This is a genomic window from Treponema denticola (assembly GCF_024181405.1).
Taxonomy (GTDB): Bacteria; Spirochaetota; Spirochaetia; order Treponematales; family Treponemataceae; genus Treponema_B; species Treponema_B denticola_D.
Genome location: NZ_CP051302.1, coordinates 299,124 through 314,405, shown reverse-complemented (window position 1 = coordinate 314,405; position 15,282 = coordinate 299,124). Strand labels below are relative to the sequence as shown.

General features: G+C 39.5%; 18 protein-coding genes. 2 read left to right on the top strand and 16 right to left on the bottom strand.

The window, feature by feature from the left end:
- Nucleotides 1-72 precede the first annotated feature (72 nt).
- The 8 genes from HGJ18_RS01525 to cobT all read right to left on the bottom strand — a co-directional run bounded on the left by HGJ18_RS01525 (nt 73) and on the right by cobT (nt 5,236).
- Nucleotides 73-717, bottom strand: coding sequence for a P13 family porin (locus HGJ18_RS01525; protein WP_253697355.1), 645 nt, complete (start codon nt 715-717; stop codon nt 73-75).
- A gap of 201 nt (nt 718-918) precedes the next feature.
- Complete coding sequence (locus HGJ18_RS01520; RefSeq protein WP_253697354.1) at nt 919-1,872, bottom strand: TP0910 N-terminal domain-containing protein; 954 nt, start codon at nt 1,870-1,872, stop codon at nt 919-921.
- Nucleotides 1,873-1,908: 36 nt separating this feature from the next.
- Nucleotides 1,909-2,268 (bottom strand): 50S ribosomal protein L19, encoded by a 360-nt coding sequence (gene rplS, locus HGJ18_RS01515; RefSeq protein WP_010692350.1) that lies wholly within the window; start codon nt 2,266-2,268, stop codon nt 1,909-1,911.
- Nucleotides 2,261-2,992 carry a tRNA (guanosine(37)-N1)-methyltransferase TrmD gene (gene trmD, locus HGJ18_RS01510; protein ID WP_002685697.1) on the bottom strand — a complete coding sequence of 244 codons (732 nt, stop codon included), beginning with the start codon at nt 2,990-2,992 and terminating at the stop codon, nt 2,261-2,263. Before trmD ends, rplS begins: the two co-directional genes overlap by 8 nt.
- Nucleotides 2,989-3,528 (bottom strand): ribosome maturation factor RimM, encoded by a 540-nt coding sequence (gene rimM / locus HGJ18_RS01505; protein ID WP_253697353.1) that lies wholly within the window; start codon nt 3,526-3,528, stop codon nt 2,989-2,991. The genes trmD and rimM overlap by 4 nt, the downstream gene beginning before the upstream one ends.
- A gap of 2 nt (nt 3,529-3,530) precedes the next feature.
- The gene (locus HGJ18_RS01500; RefSeq protein ID WP_002670215.1) at nt 3,531-3,764 is read right to left on the bottom strand and encodes a KH domain-containing protein; all 234 of its coding nucleotides are present in this window, start codon (nt 3,762-3,764) and stop codon (nt 3,531-3,533) included.
- A 36-nt stretch (nt 3,765-3,800) separates the two neighbouring features.
- Nucleotides 3,801-4,046 (bottom strand): 30S ribosomal protein S16, encoded by a 246-nt coding sequence (rpsP, locus tag HGJ18_RS01495; protein WP_002670213.1) that lies wholly within the window; start codon nt 4,044-4,046, stop codon nt 3,801-3,803.
- A gap of 110 nt (nt 4,047-4,156) precedes the next feature.
- Nucleotides 4,157-5,236 carry a nicotinate-nucleotide--dimethylbenzimidazole phosphoribosyltransferase gene (cobT, locus tag HGJ18_RS01490; RefSeq protein WP_253697352.1) on the bottom strand — a complete coding sequence of 360 codons (1,080 nt, stop codon included), beginning with the start codon at nt 5,234-5,236 and terminating at the stop codon, nt 4,157-4,159.
- A gap of 234 nt (nt 5,237-5,470) precedes the next feature.
- Between cobT and HGJ18_RS01485 the strand changes: the two genes are divergently transcribed.
- Nucleotides 5,471-5,893, top strand: coding sequence for a type II toxin-antitoxin system HicB family antitoxin (locus tag HGJ18_RS01485; RefSeq protein ID WP_253697351.1), 423 nt, complete (start codon nt 5,471-5,473; stop codon nt 5,891-5,893).
- Here the strand turns inward: HGJ18_RS01485 and HGJ18_RS12825 are convergent.
- From HGJ18_RS12825 to HGJ18_RS01450, 8 genes are all read right to left on the bottom strand, one after another.
- Entirely contained in the window at nt 5,890-5,988 is a 99-nt protein-coding gene (locus tag HGJ18_RS12825) for an ATP-binding cassette domain-containing protein (protein ID WP_080612193.1), read from the bottom strand. The two genes, HGJ18_RS01485 and HGJ18_RS12825, sit on opposite strands and share 4 nt — an antisense overlap.
- The gene (locus HGJ18_RS01480) at nt 5,989-6,693 is read right to left on the bottom strand and encodes a pseudouridine synthase (protein WP_253697350.1); all 705 of its coding nucleotides are present in this window, start codon (nt 6,691-6,693) and stop codon (nt 5,989-5,991) included. It abuts the gene before it with no gap.
- Between the two features lie 34 nt (nt 6,694-6,727).
- Complete coding sequence (gene scpB, locus HGJ18_RS01475) at nt 6,728-7,279, bottom strand: SMC-Scp complex subunit ScpB (protein ID WP_253697349.1); 552 nt, start codon at nt 7,277-7,279, stop codon at nt 6,728-6,730.
- The gene (locus HGJ18_RS01470) at nt 7,263-8,039 is read right to left on the bottom strand and encodes a segregation and condensation protein A (protein ID WP_253697348.1); all 777 of its coding nucleotides are present in this window, start codon (nt 8,037-8,039) and stop codon (nt 7,263-7,265) included. The genes scpB and HGJ18_RS01470 overlap by 17 nt, the downstream gene beginning before the upstream one ends.
- 121 nt (nt 8,040-8,160) lie before the next feature.
- On the bottom strand, nt 8,161-9,405 hold the full coding sequence (recA, locus tag HGJ18_RS01465) for a recombinase RecA (RefSeq protein WP_253697347.1): 1,245 nt from the start codon (nt 9,403-9,405) through the stop codon (nt 8,161-8,163).
- A 240-nt stretch (nt 9,406-9,645) separates the two neighbouring features.
- The gene (locus HGJ18_RS01460; protein WP_366793632.1) at nt 9,646-11,544 is read right to left on the bottom strand and encodes a bifunctional metallophosphatase/5'-nucleotidase; all 1,899 of its coding nucleotides are present in this window, start codon (nt 11,542-11,544) and stop codon (nt 9,646-9,648) included.
- 115 nt (nt 11,545-11,659) lie between these two features.
- The gene (locus tag HGJ18_RS01455) at nt 11,660-12,772 is read right to left on the bottom strand and encodes a YibE/F family protein (RefSeq protein WP_253697345.1); all 1,113 of its coding nucleotides are present in this window, start codon (nt 12,770-12,772) and stop codon (nt 11,660-11,662) included.
- Nucleotides 12,773-12,841: 69 nt separating this feature from the next.
- A complete protein-coding gene (locus HGJ18_RS01450) occupies nt 12,842-13,849 on the bottom strand; it encodes an NADH:flavin oxidoreductase (RefSeq protein WP_253697344.1) in 1,008 nt (335 codons plus the stop codon).
- A 161-nt stretch (nt 13,850-14,010) separates the two neighbouring features.
- Between HGJ18_RS01450 and HGJ18_RS01445 the strand changes: the two genes are divergently transcribed.
- Nucleotides 14,011-15,246 carry a cation:proton antiporter gene (locus tag HGJ18_RS01445; RefSeq protein ID WP_253697343.1) on the top strand — a complete coding sequence of 412 codons (1,236 nt, stop codon included), beginning with the start codon at nt 14,011-14,013 and terminating at the stop codon, nt 15,244-15,246.
- Nucleotides 15,247-15,282: the final 36 nt, after the last annotated feature.

Sequence of the window (15,282 nt, the reverse complement as noted above, 5' to 3'; positions counted from 1 at the left end):
GAAATTTGGGAGATTTTAAATCAGCAAGAGTTCAAGCCTGCACGCCGGAACAATACTTTATACCAAAATAATCTAAAACCTTATATTCAAAGCAAGCCCCATTCCTTCAGGAGTAAGGATAGGTATCGGAGTAAATGAAATCTTAGGTGCTTTTTTTATTAACACATCATTTAAGGTTTGATTGTACCTTTTTACATATAAGCTCGCTGTAATTAACGAAGTAATACGATTAACAAGCATAATACTTCCGGCTGAATACATCACATAACTGAATAACTTCAATCTCCTGTCAATAGCGGCTATAGATGTCGGCGGGTCTGAACTAGTAGTGGAAAATAGATCTGCCAAATTGATAAATTGTATAGTAAGCATCGATAATACCGATAAACCGTCAATAGCGGTATGAATGCCTCCGCCCAGCATATCGCCGCAAGCAAAATTACCGCTGCCGAACCCGACAAACCCATTTAACAAAAGAGGCACAGCCAAGTCTTTTTGGTATTTTTTTTGAATCAATAAAATTTGCTCATTATTTAATTTTTGAGAATATTCAGAGATTAAATCTTTGTTTTTAAAAAGGTTTTTAGTTATAAGCTGATTCACAGTTAAATAATAAGAAAAACTTTCATCATCTTCCTTAGTTTGTTTCACATTATCTTCGGAATACAAAGAAAAACCTATGAGCAAAAGCACTGTAAACATAAACATCTTTTTCATAACTTTACCTCCGGTTATAGTATAATTCTAAGCCAACCCTAAGATTTTGTCAAGCCTACGAAAATAAATCTGACAAAAATACGATCAAAAAAGTTATCCCTAGAATAATTTTATATTGACTATATAATTTCAAGAAATCTAGGCGATTTTAAATCGGCAAGAGTTCAAGTCTTTACACCGGAACAATTTTTTATAAAAGAATCAAACTCTTACATCGACTGAAAGAGGAGGTTCGTATTTTGACGGCTCTCCATAGCGGACAAAAACGGAGGCGGTATCCGAATCGAAAAATCCTGCTTCCGTTAGGCAGGAAGTAAAAAGTTTTTCCAAATCCGTTTTTTCTTTTTGGGAAAGCTCGATGTCTTCACGCATAAATGTAAACTCTTTATCCTGCAAAGAAAAAATCCAAGATTCGTCTTCGCCGGAACTTTTAAAATTGCATCGAAGTACCAGAGACTTAAGTTCTTTTAAACTTATATCCAATAGAAGAGCCAATGAGCCTGAGGCCTTGGAAGAATCAAATTCTCTGTCAAAGGGAAGGATTATCCAATGAAGGCCATCACCTTTTAAGTGATTTATCATCTCCAAAACTTCATCATCATTTTTTTCACTGTCGCCTCCGAAAATGGCTTCATAGATTTGCGAAAAAAGCTCATCAGAAAGTTCAATGCCCTTGCTTTCGATAAGAGAGGCGGCAAAGGCGCTTTTTTCCTTTTCTTTTAAAGAAGTTCGGCCTGATGCCTTACCTGCCGTTTTTTTGTGCAAAAAGTTAAAAATGCGGTTTATCGATTTTTCATCAAGGCGGCTTTCTATCGCCGTAAAAAAGGCAAGAATACTTGAAGTCAATTCGTTTTGCGGAAGTCCAAGTTTAGAAAAGATGTCCTTTGAAGAAGAAGCGTCATCTCCTTTTTCGGGAATGAGAAGAACTCTATCAGAGTCGATGACAACTCTCATTTTCAGACTGTCACCTTCCTTTAGGCTTCCTGAAACATTACCCTCAAAAATATTTCCGTTAAAAAAAATACGGGCTGCCCCGTCCGTCTTTAAGCTTAAAATTTTAGCGTTTACAATATCGCCGTTTTTTAAGCTCATCGAACCTGAGGCAGCCCGTCTTGAGGCGGTAAAAAAAACTTTTGTACCGTCCGTATAAATCACAAATTTTTTGCCGATTTAAAAGTTTAAACTCAAAGTTTACGAGTCTTTTTTGGTGATAAGGGTCTTAATCTTAGCGGCCTTACCTACCTTATCCCTGATATAGTAAAGTTTAGCTCGGCGTACTTTTCCGGGTCGTACAACTTCAACCTTAGCAATTCGAGGTGAATGAAGGGGGAAAACTCGTTCAACCCCTACACCGTAAGAATTTTTTCGTACGGTAAATGTTCTTCCGATTCCGGAATTTTTAAAACAGATTACCAAGCCTTCATAAACCTGAATTCGCTCGGTCTTTCCTTCAACGATTTTAAAGTGAACTTTAACCGTATCTCCTACACGGAAAACGGGAGGGTTTTCAGCCTTTTGCTGAGCTTCAATTTTCATAATCAGATCACTCATTTTCAAACTCCTTAAGTATTTTTTCTGCTTCCTTTGTCCACATCCCGCAATTTCTTGCCTTTTCGATAAGGTCGGGCCTCGTTTTAAGCGTTTTTTCGATACGCTTTTTTAGCCTCCACTTATGGATATTTAGATGGTGTCCTGAAAGGAGCACTTCGGGAACCTCTTTTCCCTTAAAATTTCTTGGTCTTGTATATTGCGGGTACTCAAGCAAAAATCCCGAAAAACTTTCTTCTTCAAGCGACTCGCCGGAAATAACTCCGTCTATCAGGCGGTAAACCGCATCGATTATCACTAGGGCTGCAAGCTCGCCTGAGGACATAACATAGTCGCCGACCGAGATTTCATCATCAACATACTCGTCAATAATTCTCTGATCGATTCCTTCATATCTTCCGCAGACAAAGACGAGAGCCTCTTCTGACGAAAGCTCTTTTGCCAGCTCTTGGTTAAAAGGCTTCCCTGACGGGGTAACATAGATTACCCGTTTTGAAGAAGCATTAACCGAGTCCAATGCGAGGCTCAAAGGTTCCGGCAAAAGTAACATTCCGGCCCCTCCGCCGTAAACGATGTCATCGCATGAGCGGTGCTTGTCAAAAGCAAAGTCTCTGATGTTTACCAAGTTGCAGCTAATAATTCCCTTTTCTACAGCCTTGGCCATAATCGAAGTTTTAAAAAAAGCTTCGGGTATTTCGGGGAATAAGGTCAGCACATCGAATCTCATTCAAGAATCCAGCGGTGCATGAGCTCCACGGTTTTGGCTTTTAAGTCGATTTTTCCGATAAATTCCTTGTTAAATGGGACATAAAAGCTCGATTCCGCAGCAGCCTCGGAGGTTTTGCCGGCTATTTCTAAGAGGTAACCGCCTCCGCCTTCTGCTACACTTGTTATTTTTCCAACAAGAGTTCCTTCGCATACAAGATTACAATTACAAAGATCATGGACATAAACCTCGCCCTCATCAAGGGGGGCAGCCTTGTCCCTAGGAATAAACAATTCCGAACCCGTCAAACACTTGGCGGCTTCGGGGTTGTCTATCCCCTTAAATTTTACAAGAGCATCGGCCTTTCTTAAATTAACTTCTTCAATTTCAAACCAGCCGTCTTTATATTTTTGCTCTCTTAATTTTTCCTTAAGAATACTTAAAAAAACTCTGTCAAAACCTAAAAAATGCCCGTATTCCCCGGAAAAACTTTCAACTTTTACAAATCCTTCGACCCCGAAGGTGCCGCGGATTCGTCCTGTTGCAAGCAAATCCATTATTAGTCTACAATTTCAAGCGAATAACGCTTTCCCGACTTTCCTGCACTTGCGCTCAGCAAGGTTCTGATCGACTTTGCGATTCTTCCCTGCTTTCCGATTACCTTGCCGATGTCGCCTGAGGCTACTTTAAGCTCAATGACCGTTCCTTTTTCGTTTTCACTTTCCGATACCGTTACGGCGGAAGGATCGTCAACGAGGGATTTGGCAATGTATTCTATTAAATCTTTTTGCATTTTGTTTTCCTTTTCACCTGTCAAGTGATTTTACACTTATAGAGTGAATTCTTTTTTATTAAGTAAGCGTCTAACTGTGTCGGTAGGCTGTGCACCTTTTCCCAACCAGTTTCTAACCTTATCGGCATCAAAAGAAATCTGTTTTTCTGCCGTTTCGATCGGATGATAAATGCCGACTTCATCGATGGTTTTGCCGTTTCGGGGTTCTCTTACATCCTGAACAACAATTCGATAATAAGGGCGTTTTTTAGTTCCGAGTCTTTTTAGTCTGATTTTTACCACGTAAACCTCCCGGGATTAACCCAAAATTTCAATATAAAACCCGTGTTTTAATTAAAATACGAGTAAGAACTCATAATACTATAAAGAAGAGAATTAGTCAATAGGGAATTTTAAGGATTCTGTTTCCTGATATCCACTAAATCGGCTCCGTCTATCATGGTTTCGGTAAATTTTCCCATATTCTGCATGGTGAAGACTGCCCCTTCAAGCATCTTAAATAAGAGAGGACAGCCGCTTCCTTCTCCCAAACGCATTTTCATACTTAAGACTGGCTCGATTCCAAGCTCAGAAGTACATATCTTAGCTCCCCTTTCTTCCGACTTATGAGAAGCAAAAAGATAACCCCTTATAAGAGGATTCAAATTTACGGCACAGAGGGCTGCAAGGCTCGAAATATAGCCGTCGATTACGGCAGGAATTCCGCGGGCGGCAAGACCTATGTAACAGCCGCACATTGCCGCAATATCAAAGCCCCCGACTTTGTAAATACAATCGATTGAATCGCCTTTTTTGGGGGCGTTTATTTCGATAGCTTTTTTTACGGTCTTAATCTTGAGCTCATACATAGCCTCTGTCGTAGAAGCCCCGCGCCCTACAGTCAGCTCAGGCTCTACCCCGCAAAGGCCTGAAAGCACAGCCGCCGTTGTGGTAGTATTACAAATCCCCAGCTCCCCTATTCCTGCAATATCGAAGCCCTCATCAGCTATTTCAAAGGCCGCCTCTATTCCGGTTTCAATCATGCGGATACAGTCTTCCCTGCTCATCGCAGGGCCTTGGGCTATGTTTTCCGTACCGAATTTTATCTTTTTATTGATGACATCTTTCCGTGCACTTGTTTTTATCATTCCGACATCGTAAACCCTGATACCGCTTTCTGCCCATCTTGAAATTGTTCCTAAACCTGTTTTTCCTGTGTGCATAATCTCGGCAAGCAAAAAGGTGGTTATCTGGGGCTGGGAGGTAATTTTTTCTGCATAAACTCCGTTATCCGCACAAAAGACAGCCGTTATTTTTTTATCGATTTTTACATTGTCAAAGCCCTTGATTTTTGCAAGTCTGACCGTCATCTCTTCAAGAGCCCCCAAAGAGCCTGGCGGATGAGCAAGGCTGTCCCAAAAAAGCTTGGCCTTTTTTCCTTCTTCTTCCGAAACGGGTTTAATCGAATTCAATGTGTTTTCTAAAATATTCATAAAGGTCTATCTCGTATATCCATAATAAATTTATCTGTTTTTTCTTGAAGATTTTACATATATTATTGCGTAAAATCAAGTAATCATCGGGCAAAAAAAATACTTGACAATACCAAATATATTTGGTATTATAAACTATGCCGTTAAGCGGAAAAGATATGCTCCGCCTTTATAAAAAAGCTGGATGGAAAGTGATTTCACAAAAAGGTTCTCATGTCAAAAGGGAGGTACACAATGAAATATCATTTTCTGGTACACAAAGAAGAAAACGGTTTTTGGGCAGAATGTATTGAGCTTTCAGGCTGCCTTACTCAAGCAGAAACAGCCGAAGAACTAAAATCAGCCTGTTTTGAAGCTCTTAATCTATATCTCGAAGAACCTCAATCCTCACACATTGTTTTCCCTTTGCCGCAGGACATAACTACCTGCAGTAAGAACATACTGGAAATTCCCATAGAGCCCGAAATAGCTCTTGCCGTTTTATTACGCCATAACCGCTCAATACTAAATCTAACACAAAAACAAGTATCTGAAAAACTCGGAATGAAAAATGTATACAGCTATCAGCGTTTGGAAAAAAAATCAAATCCGTCTTTACAAATGATAAAAAAAATAACCTCAATTTTTCCTGCAATAAAACTTGAAATGCTTTTTTAGTTTTTATCTATGCCTGCAATTATATTTAAAAGACTCGATTTTCCGCAGCCCGATGGCCCCAAAATAAAACTTATTTTTCCGGAATAAAAGCACAACTACCCCAATAGTCCTTTAATCTCTTCATGAGTTAAGGGGCGGTGTTTGCCGGAGGGAAGGTCTGCCAGGTGCACGCAGCCTATTCTGACCCGTGTCAGTTTTTTTATTTTAATATTGAAGAATTTTAAGACTCGGCGGATTTCGCGGTTTTTGCCTTCAATTAAAACTATGCGCATTTTGTTTTTTGCTATACGTTCTGCCGAAAGAGCCTTATAAAAAACACCTTCGATACGCACCCCTCTTAAAAATTTTTGGAGGACCTCATCAGGGTATTCAAAAACGGTTATTACCTCATATTCTTTTTCGATTTCGGAAGAAGGATGCTCAACCTTTGCAGAAAAATCTCCGTCATTTGTAAAAAGAATGGCTCCGCCGGAAAGCATATCCAAGCGACCTACATTGTAAAGCCTTTCGGTATAGGTATCCTTTAAAAGGGAGGCGGCGATGGGTCTATCTTTTTCATCAGCCAATGAGCAAACATAGCCTTCAGGTTTATTCAACAGAATATACCGTTTTTCGGCCTCGGGGAAAATTTGTTTTCCGTCAAGACAGATTTTTTCTCTACCCGAAACTTTTGTACCGAGTTCGGTTGCTATTTTACCGTCAACGCTTACCCTTCCGTTTAAGATGAGATTTTCAGAGGCTCTTCTTGAAGCAACTCCGCAGCGGGCTAAATAAACTTGAAGTCTTATTTCGTCTATCATAAAAACTAAAAGATTCTCTTAATCGAAGGTTCTCTTATCGAGCAAGCTCGAACCGTTCTCTTTCGGTTTCATCGAGTTTGGGAAGATCTGCAATGCTGTTAAGTCTGAATATTTTTAAAAATTCCTTTGTGGTACCGAACATTGCAGGCTTACCGGGGACATCTTTTTTGCCGACTTCTTTTATAAGGTCCTTTTCAATAAGGAGGCGAATCATATTGTCGGCGGAAACGCCGCGGATAGCTTCGATTTCGGCCCTTGTTACCGGCTGGGAATAAGCGATTATAGAAAGGGTTTCCATTGCGGCACGGGAAAGCCGGCCTTCATTTTTTTTGCCGTAACGGTCTTTTAAATGTTCCCACAAATCTTTTTTAGGCATTATCACCCAGCCGCCCATCATTTTAGCAAGTTCGATTCCGCTTTGGGGAGAAGCATAGGATTCCTGCAAGGCCTTGATGGCATCGCTCACTATTTCGGGCGAAAGCCCTGAAATTTTACAAAGAGCTTCATCGGTTAAAGGGTCTCCTTCCAAATAGAGGATAGCTTCAATCAAGGAGATTTCTTTTTCCAAATTATAATTCTGAACCATTATCCTGCTCCCATGGGCGTATTTTTATATCGCCGAACATTCTGTTTTGCCAGATGCTTGCCATTTTAAATTTAACGGCTTCCAAAATTGCCATAAAGGCACAGACCACATCCATTAAATTCCCCTTGCGCACAATCAAGTCGGTAAACATACACTCACCCTTTTTTTCTAAAAATTCGTTCATAAGGGTAATCTTCTCGTTTACCGAAACTTCTTCATAAAGGTCTAAGATGTGTTCGGCCTTATAATTGGACATAAGCTGAGAAAAGGTTTTTAAAAGATCCCAAGTATCTACCCGCTCCCAAAGTTCTTCTTCTCCAAAAGGCAGGGCGTGCTGAATCTTTTTTCTTTCAAAAAACCATTCCGCTTCGCTTTCTTTTTTTTCCATCAATTCGGAAAGTTTTTTATACTTTTGATATTCGATGAGCTTATCGACCAGCTCGGAACGCGGGTCTTCGATGTCTTCATCATCAACCGAAACCTCAACCGGCAAAAGCATTCTGCTTTTTATATAAATTAAATTAGCGGCCATCGAATAAAAATCGACAAGGTTATCCAAATCGGGTTCAATTGCATAATCAAGGTATTCCAGATATTGTTCGGTTATTTCTGCAATCGGAATATCGTAGATATTTACCTCGTTTTTATTTATCAAAAAAAGAAGAAGATCCAATGGGCCTTCAAAGTTATGCACCTTAAATTCCGTATTGGAATAGCCTACTTCCTGTGTATCAATATGACTTAAAGTTTGTGTACTCATAATGCCGCTCCTCTTTTATTGTTCGGCATTTTTTTTAAAAACTCAAGTTTTTAGGCGGTTTTAAGCGATGCCGTCTGCACCGCTTAAAATAAATCTTCCTATAATCTTTTTCTTTTAAAACTTAAAAAAGACTGTCGTCCGCCGGAAGGCCTACAACTTCAGCTTTTTTTGTCTTTGAAGCGGTAGGTTTTTCTTCGGCAGTATCATCTGCTTCTTCTTTTTTGGCTTTGGAAGCTGAGTCCTTTGAGCCGTCTTCTTTTTTAAGAGCTTCTACAGCCTTTTCTTGAGCTTCTTTTTGTTCTTTTGTTTTTTCTACAAAACTTGAAACATAAGGTCTGCCCGGGAAAAGTTTTTCTCTCAATTCTTTTTCAATCTTTTGAGCTATGTCGATGTTTTCTTCTAAGAATTTTACGGCATTGGGTCTTCCTTGGCCGATTTTATCGTCTCCGTAAGAATACCATGAGCCGCTCTTGCCTATTATTTCTTGTTTGACAGCAGAATCCAAGAGGCTTCCATAGGGACAAACACCTTTCCCGAAAAGGATTTCCATTTCTACCTTTCTAAAGGGAGGAGCAACCTTGTTTTTTACAACCTTTACACGTATTTTATTTCCCCATGCTTCATCCTCGTCCTTACCGAGAGTTTCAATTTTCCGTACATCCAATCTGACGGAGGCGTAAAATTTAAGGGCATTTCCTCCCGTGGTTGTTTCGGGGCTTCCGAACATAACGCCTATCTTCATTCGGATTTGGTTGATAAAGATTATCATACAGTTGGACTTGCCTATAATGGCAGTAAGTTTTCTCAAGGCTTGGCTCATCAAGCGGGCCTGTAAACCCATGTGAGAGTCTCCCATTTCTCCGGCAATTTCTGCTTGAGGTGTTAGGGCTGCTACCGAGTCAATTACTATTATGTCAACTGCTCCGGAGCGTACAAGACTTTCTGCTATTTCAAGGGCCTGTTCACCCGTGTCGGGTTGGGAAACCCAAAGCTCATCAATATTTACTCCCAAGGCTTTTGCATATTGAGGATCCAAGGCATGTTCGGCATCGATAAAGGCGGCTATGCCTCCCTGCTTTTGTGCCTCGGCGACGGCATGAAGAGCTATAGTAGTCTTACCCGAAGATTCGGGGCCGAATATTTCGATAATTCTGCCGCGGGGATAACCGCCGATTCCCAGAGCTTCATCCAAAAGGATGCTTCCCGAAGGAATAATTTCTATGTTTCCGATAGCGGAATTATTCCCCAGCTTCATCAAAGAGCCTTGCCCGAATTGTTTTTCGATTTGAAGGCGGGCCGCCTCCAGAGCCTTTAACTTATCATCCGGGTTTGCAACTGCCGGTACTTCGTTTTTTGCTTTTGCCACAATATTCTCCTATAAAAAATTTTCTTATTCTACTAATATTGTATAAATAAAAAAGATTCTTTCTCCTTTTTTTAAAAAAAAGTTTTAATTTTTTGACCAAATGCGGCCAACATGAAGAACCGCTAAAGGATTATTTATTATATAGAATTTTTAGGCAAAAAGCAAGAAGCCTTTATTGTTTTGCAGCAGAAAAAAAGCTCCGGCCGCCCAAAAGACAGCCGGAACTTTAAATAAGTTTATTTATTTTAATTCATAGATATTTATGGATTTTACATTCGGGGTTCTTCCATCCTCCGATTTAGGAATCTGTATCTCGCCCGATCTAATCTTGTTTAAGATTTCTTCCTTGCCCTTGACATCGGGATCAAAGCCTATAATCTTCCAGTTATTGTTTGTTACAGGCTTAATAACACCCTTTGAAACTTCCTTAACATATTTTACTATCAAGTCTCTTATACGTCCTGCATCCTGCATTTTCATATAGGAGTCGTAATAAACATCTTTTTCGCTTATAAGGCCAAGTTTTGTCAAAGTTCCGAAACGGTAGTTATTTACAGCCAACTTATAGGTCTTTTTCGGATCGATGGGCTTTCCTTTTATCTTTGCATTTTTAATCCTGTTTTCAGGTGCTTGAGAGATATCAATATCATAGGTCAGACCCTCAAACATATCGTAATTATAGCTTCGGATCTTAGGATCAAAAGAAATTGTTACATCACCCTTTTTGGTAGTATTATAATAGGAAGCTGACCATTCCATATATTTTAAAAGGTTCTCACCGGTTATATTTACTCCCATCAAGGTATTTGCATACTTATAAATAAAGGCTACATCTTTTTTCTTAAAAAGGCCTGCCTTTAAATTCATATCCGAACGGAAGGCCGCAGCAGACGATACATCGGCCTTGGTATAATACAGCTGAACGGTATTTATAAGGTCTATTAGGGCAGTATCCTCCAACTGTATTGTAGGCATTGTAGTAACCTTATCCTCGCCCGTAATATAATCGACACGCTTTATAAAATCCTCGGTTATATTCCCTATTACGGTATTTGCATCGCTTAAAGAAGTTTGATGAACAAATTTGAATTCTTCTTCCATCGGTTTATTAGGCAGAACATTTTTTGTTTCTCTGTTCTCAGCCCTTACCGAAACAACCTTCCACTTGTCCTTTTCTCTTTTAACTTTTATCTCTCCGACAGCCAAGGCCCAACCATAGGCACCGGGCTCTATTATCCATGTCTTATCTCCGTCCGCGCCGTCAACTATACTTGCATACCTTGCATGTTCATGGCCTCCGAAAATTATATCGAATTCGGGGATTTGTTTGGCAATTTCGATAACTCCGCCGGCAGAACCATATTCGGCATTTCGGCCTAAGTGAAAGGCGCCAACCAAAACATCATACTGCCCTTTTAAAGAATCAACGGTACGGCGGGCAGCATCCAAGGGTTCTTCAAATGTCAGCCCTTTGAAGTGAGAAGGCGAAGAAGATTCCCACATCGGAATATGGGGCGGAATAAGACCTACAACAGCGACCCTAACCCCTTCAACTTCCAATAACTGGTAAGGCAGTACAAAAAAGCTCTTATCCTTTTCATTCCTGATATTTGCACTCAAAACTGCCCCATTAAAATTGCGGATATTACGTGCAAGAAATTCTTTTTCAAAATTGAATTCGTGATTACCTAAAACCCAAATATCATAGTTCATGTAGTTCAAAGCCTGAATCATTGGATGGGTTTCCAAATCGTTAAAAAGCTCGGCATTGTTATCCTGAACGGTATCGCCTACATCAATGAGAACAGTGTTTGGATTTTCCTTTCTTAGCTCTTGAGCCAAGGTAAATGTTTTTGAAAAACCCGCACCCGGTACCTCTTCACAAACGGCATATTCAAAAGGATAAAGTCTGCCGTGAACATCTCCGGTTACACCGAAGGTCAAGGTTACATTGTCCTTTCCCGCTTCACCCTTTCTAATTACTGCATGAGTTAACTTAACCTCATCCGACTGCTTGCCTGTTGCAAGCATTTCCCTCTTTGACCTTATACCGCTCTCTTTTACACGGGTCTCCAAACACGAGGTAAAAGAAAAAATAACAAAGACGGAAATCAAAATACACGTCAATCGTTTTTTCATAGGTTCTCCTCCCATAAAAACTTTTTTCGAGAAGTCTTGCTTTTGCAAAACTACATACAACCACGATAAACAGCGGGGATAAATTTCTACCGAACTGTTTATCATGCCTCCCTGCTTATTTACGCGGAAGCACTGCCGCAAAAAATGCCGTACATGGAACAGATGTTATTATACCCATACTGCCGGCAAGCCCTTGTACAATATGTATTACAATTTTTGGTATATTTGTAAATTGCCTTAAACTCATGCCATATCCCCATATCATCATTATCAGGGGTAGAGATGTCCCTGCAAAGGCCAGAATAAGAGTATTACTCATAGTGCCGGTTATATCCTTTCCTACATTTAGGCCTGATTTAAATAATTTCTTTTTTTCGATTGTAGGATCTATTGTTAATATTTCGTGCATTGAAGAGGAGACGGACATACTTACATCCATTACAGCCCCAAGAGAAGCAATTAAAATAGAAATAAAAAGAAGCCCGTTTAATTTTAGATTATAATCAGGGGCAATATTCAAAAGCTGTTCTCCTCCTTCCATATTCACACCCGAAAGATTTGCCGTATAGGAAACTATTATCGAAATAAGCCCTGCTATACTTATTCCGCAAATGGTACCGAGTATTGCCGCATAGGTCTTACGGGAAAAACCGCTTACCAAAATAAAACTTACGAAAGTGACTACCGAAACAAGTAAAATGGAAATAGGAATAGGCTCAAAGCCCGCAAATAGAGCAGGAACTAAAAGGCTCACAATAACTGTACATGTAAAGACCAAACCCAGTAAAGACTTAAAGCCCTGCCTTTTGCCGAGAAAAATTAAAGAAAAAGCAAAGAGCAAGACTAAGATATAAATATGGGTATCCCGTTTTTGATTGTACAACCAAATACTTTCTTTTCCGTCTTGAACCCTGATTGTAAAGACAGCCTTTAAATTCTTATAGGCCCTTGTATTATGCAGAGCACTTAAAGTGTTATATGTTTCATAAACATTATTTTTTTTACTGCCATCCAAAATTTTCACTGAAATTTTTTGTATTCCTCGATAACGTCCGCTAACTATGGGATCCTCAGTAAGATCTTCTTCTAGGACATCTTGAACCACTCCTACAGCAAACTCCTGACTAAACATAGGCCTTTGCCCTAAGCTGTCCCGAATTTGAGGCATAAATATAAATAAAAGGATAGTAATTAAAAATATAATTACCGCAAAGATTTTATCGCGCATACTCCGATAAAATTATACTATGGGTATGTACATCTGTCAATGATTAATAATTTATTCTCAATAATTTATTTAGCCTTCCAATTTTTGTTTTGCCTTTTTAGGCCAGTCGGAATCATTTAGAAGAGCCCGTCCTACACCGATTAGATCGGCTTTTTCTTCCTGTAGAATTTTTTCGGCAGCTTCAGGACTTACAATTCCTCCCGTAAGAATTACAGGTACCTCTACTTTTTCCTTTACGGCTTGAGTTATGCGGCTGAACCATCCTTCTTCTTCAAGTTCGGGATTGGTATATCCGCAAAAACCTCCCGAAATATCAAGTAAGTCAACTCCGACTTTCTTAAAAAGAAGGCAAGCTTCTACGGAATCTTCAAGGGAGCTTCCTCCGGAAATATAATCACAGGCCCCCAAACGGACTCCAAGTAAGAAATCAGGGCCGGTTATTTTACGAATGGCCTCTATAATTTCTATATGAAGTCTTGTTCTGCCTTCAATAGAAGATCCGTTGTATTTGTCTGTGCGTTTATTCATAATAGGTGAAAAAAACTGGTTCAATAAATAGCCGTGGGCCGAATGTATTTCCACGCCGTCAAGGCCGGCTTCTTTTGCACGCCTTGCAGCCTGAACAAAATCGTTTATAACCTTATTTATATCTTCCTGCGTCATCGCACGAGGCAGTTCATAATCAGAAGCTTTACGCGGAATCATAACGGAACTTGAACTTAATACATCATATCCTGTTATTTTATGTCTTGCAGCAGCACCTGCATGGGAAATCTGGGCTATTACCTTCGCTCCGTTTTTATGTAAAACGGAAGCCAGTTTTTTAAAACCTTTTATTGTAGAATCATCCGAAATAGAAAGCTGACCGGCACTGGCCTTTCCTTGGGGACTCACATAAGAGTGTTCTATTATTACAAGCCCTATATAAGAACCTTTCGTTTTTTCATCATAATAATCGCAAAGGGCTTGGCTCACAATTCCGCCTTCGTCTGCCTTTTCGGAAGCCATAGGAGGCATTACCAATTTTGTGTTAAGCTCTATATTTTTAATTTTAAAACTAGAAAACAATAAAGACATTTTAAAGCCTCCCTAAAATTATATTCGGTATTCTATCATAGTTTTCAAAGAATTGTAAGGTCCCTTATTACATGACGTAAAAATTTAATTCAAGTATAATAAGTCTAATAAAACGGCCCTCTTGTATTCCATGGAGGTATGCCGTATACTTATTAATTGATATGAATATATTGGATTTTATTTATAATATAGTTGCAGACCTTGATTTACCCACTACAATCCTCATCTCGTTTGCATTGATACTGATAAGCGGTTTTTTTGTAACACGTTTTACAAAAAAGATACAGCTGCCTAAGGTTAGCGGTTATATTTTGGCTGGAATTATTATAGGCCCAAGCGGGCTGCATCTTATTCACAGGCGGTTTATTATAAATTTGGACGTTATTTCCATTATTGCGCTCAGTTTTATCGCTTTTGATATGGGGCGGTATTTTAAACGCAGCAACGATAAAAAAGAGATACGGAATATCGTATTTATTACTCTGTGCGAATCGCTGCTTGCGGGTTTGCTGGTTACACTCTCCATGCTTTTCGTATTTAAAATGGAACTTTCTTTTTCTTTTTTGCTTGGTGCAATCGCAACTGCTACAGCTCCGGCAAGTACCATCATGACGATAAAAGAATACAACGGCAAAGGGCGCTTTGTCGATTTATTGTTACGGATTACCGCTTTTGACGATGTCGTATGTCTTTTTGTATTCAGTATAATGGTTACAGTGGTTAATGCGCAGGAAAGCAATGGTTTCAATATTATGAGTATTATAAAACCGATCGGACTAAATACTGCGGTGCTGATTTTAGGCTATTTTACTGCTCTGTGTATGGAATTTATGATAACTGAAAAAAGAAGTTTTGATAATAGATTGATATTGGCAGTCGCATTTCTGTTTTTTATTTCGGGAGTGTGCTCGTATTATAAGGTGAGTCCGCTTCTTGCCTGTATGGTGTGCGGAGCCGTTTATTATAACCGTACAAACGATAAAAAATTATTTGAGCAAATGAACAGTTTTTCTCCGCCGGTTATGAGTAGTTTTTTTATTATTTCCGGTATGAATATGGATTTAAGTATCATTGTGACTGCAGGCATCATAGGCGTTGCTTATTTTGTCATCCGTATTATAGGAAAATATATCGGAGCCTTTGCATCATGTAAAATGTTATCAATCGATAAAAAGATTACAAACAATATGGGGTTTGCCTTAATGCCGCAAGCCGGTGTTGCGATAGGCCTTGCTTTTATGGGAAAAATGCTGTTACCTGAGAAAGAAGGTTTGATTTTATTTAATATCATACTGGCATCATCGGTATTATACGAACTCTTGGGACCGGTAACTGCAAAAATTGCCTTAATACGTGCCGGAGCAATCGATCCTAAACAACTTAAACAGAAGACATAACTTCGGCTGCCGGCATACCTCAAGCTTTACAAAAGC

Bases quoted from the DNA above. Each gene is read 5' to 3' on its own strand.
- rplS (WP_010692350.1), bottom strand. From the start codon at position 2,268: ATGAGTGATCTGATTATGAAAATTGAAGCTCAGCAAAAGGCTGAAAAC.
- cobT (WP_253697352.1), bottom strand. From the start codon at position 5,236: ATGAATATTTTAGAAAACACATTGAATTCGATTAAACCCGTTTCGGAA.
- HGJ18_RS01455 (WP_253697345.1), bottom strand. From the start codon at position 12,772: ATGCGCGATAAAATCTTTGCGGTAATTATATTTTTAATTACTATCCTT.
- HGJ18_RS01460 (WP_366793632.1), bottom strand. From the start codon at position 11,544: ATGAAAAAACGATTGACGTGTATTTTGATTTCCGTCTTTGTTATTTTT.
- HGJ18_RS01485 (WP_253697351.1), top strand. From the start codon at position 5,471: ATGAAATATCATTTTCTGGTACACAAAGAAGAAAACGGTTTTTGGGCA.
- trmD (WP_002685697.1), bottom strand. From the start codon at position 2,992: ATGAGATTCGATGTGCTGACCTTATTCCCCGAAATACCCGAAGCTTTT.
- HGJ18_RS01450 (WP_253697344.1), bottom strand. From the start codon at position 13,849: ATGTCTTTATTGTTTTCTAGTTTTAAAATTAAAAATATAGAGCTTAAC.
- HGJ18_RS01470 (WP_253697348.1), bottom strand. From the start codon at position 8,039: ATGAGTACACAAACTTTAAGTCATATTGATACACAGGAAGTAGGCTAT.
- HGJ18_RS01525 (WP_253697355.1), bottom strand. From the start codon at position 717: ATGAAAAAGATGTTTATGTTTACAGTGCTTTTGCTCATAGGTTTTTCT.
- scpB (WP_253697349.1), bottom strand. From the start codon at position 7,279: ATGGTTCAGAATTATAATTTGGAAAAAGAAATCTCCTTGATTGAAGCT.
- rimM (WP_253697353.1), bottom strand. From the start codon at position 3,528: ATGGATTTGCTTGCAACAGGACGAATCCGCGGCACCTTCGGGGTCGAA.
- HGJ18_RS01500 (WP_002670215.1), bottom strand. From the start codon at position 3,764: ATGCAAAAAGATTTAATAGAATACATTGCCAAATCCCTCGTTGACGAT.
- HGJ18_RS01445 (WP_253697343.1), top strand. From the start codon at position 14,011: ATGAATATATTGGATTTTATTTATAATATAGTTGCAGACCTTGATTTA.
- HGJ18_RS01480 (WP_253697350.1), bottom strand. From the start codon at position 6,693: ATGATAGACGAAATAAGACTTCAAGTTTATTTAGCCCGCTGCGGAGTT.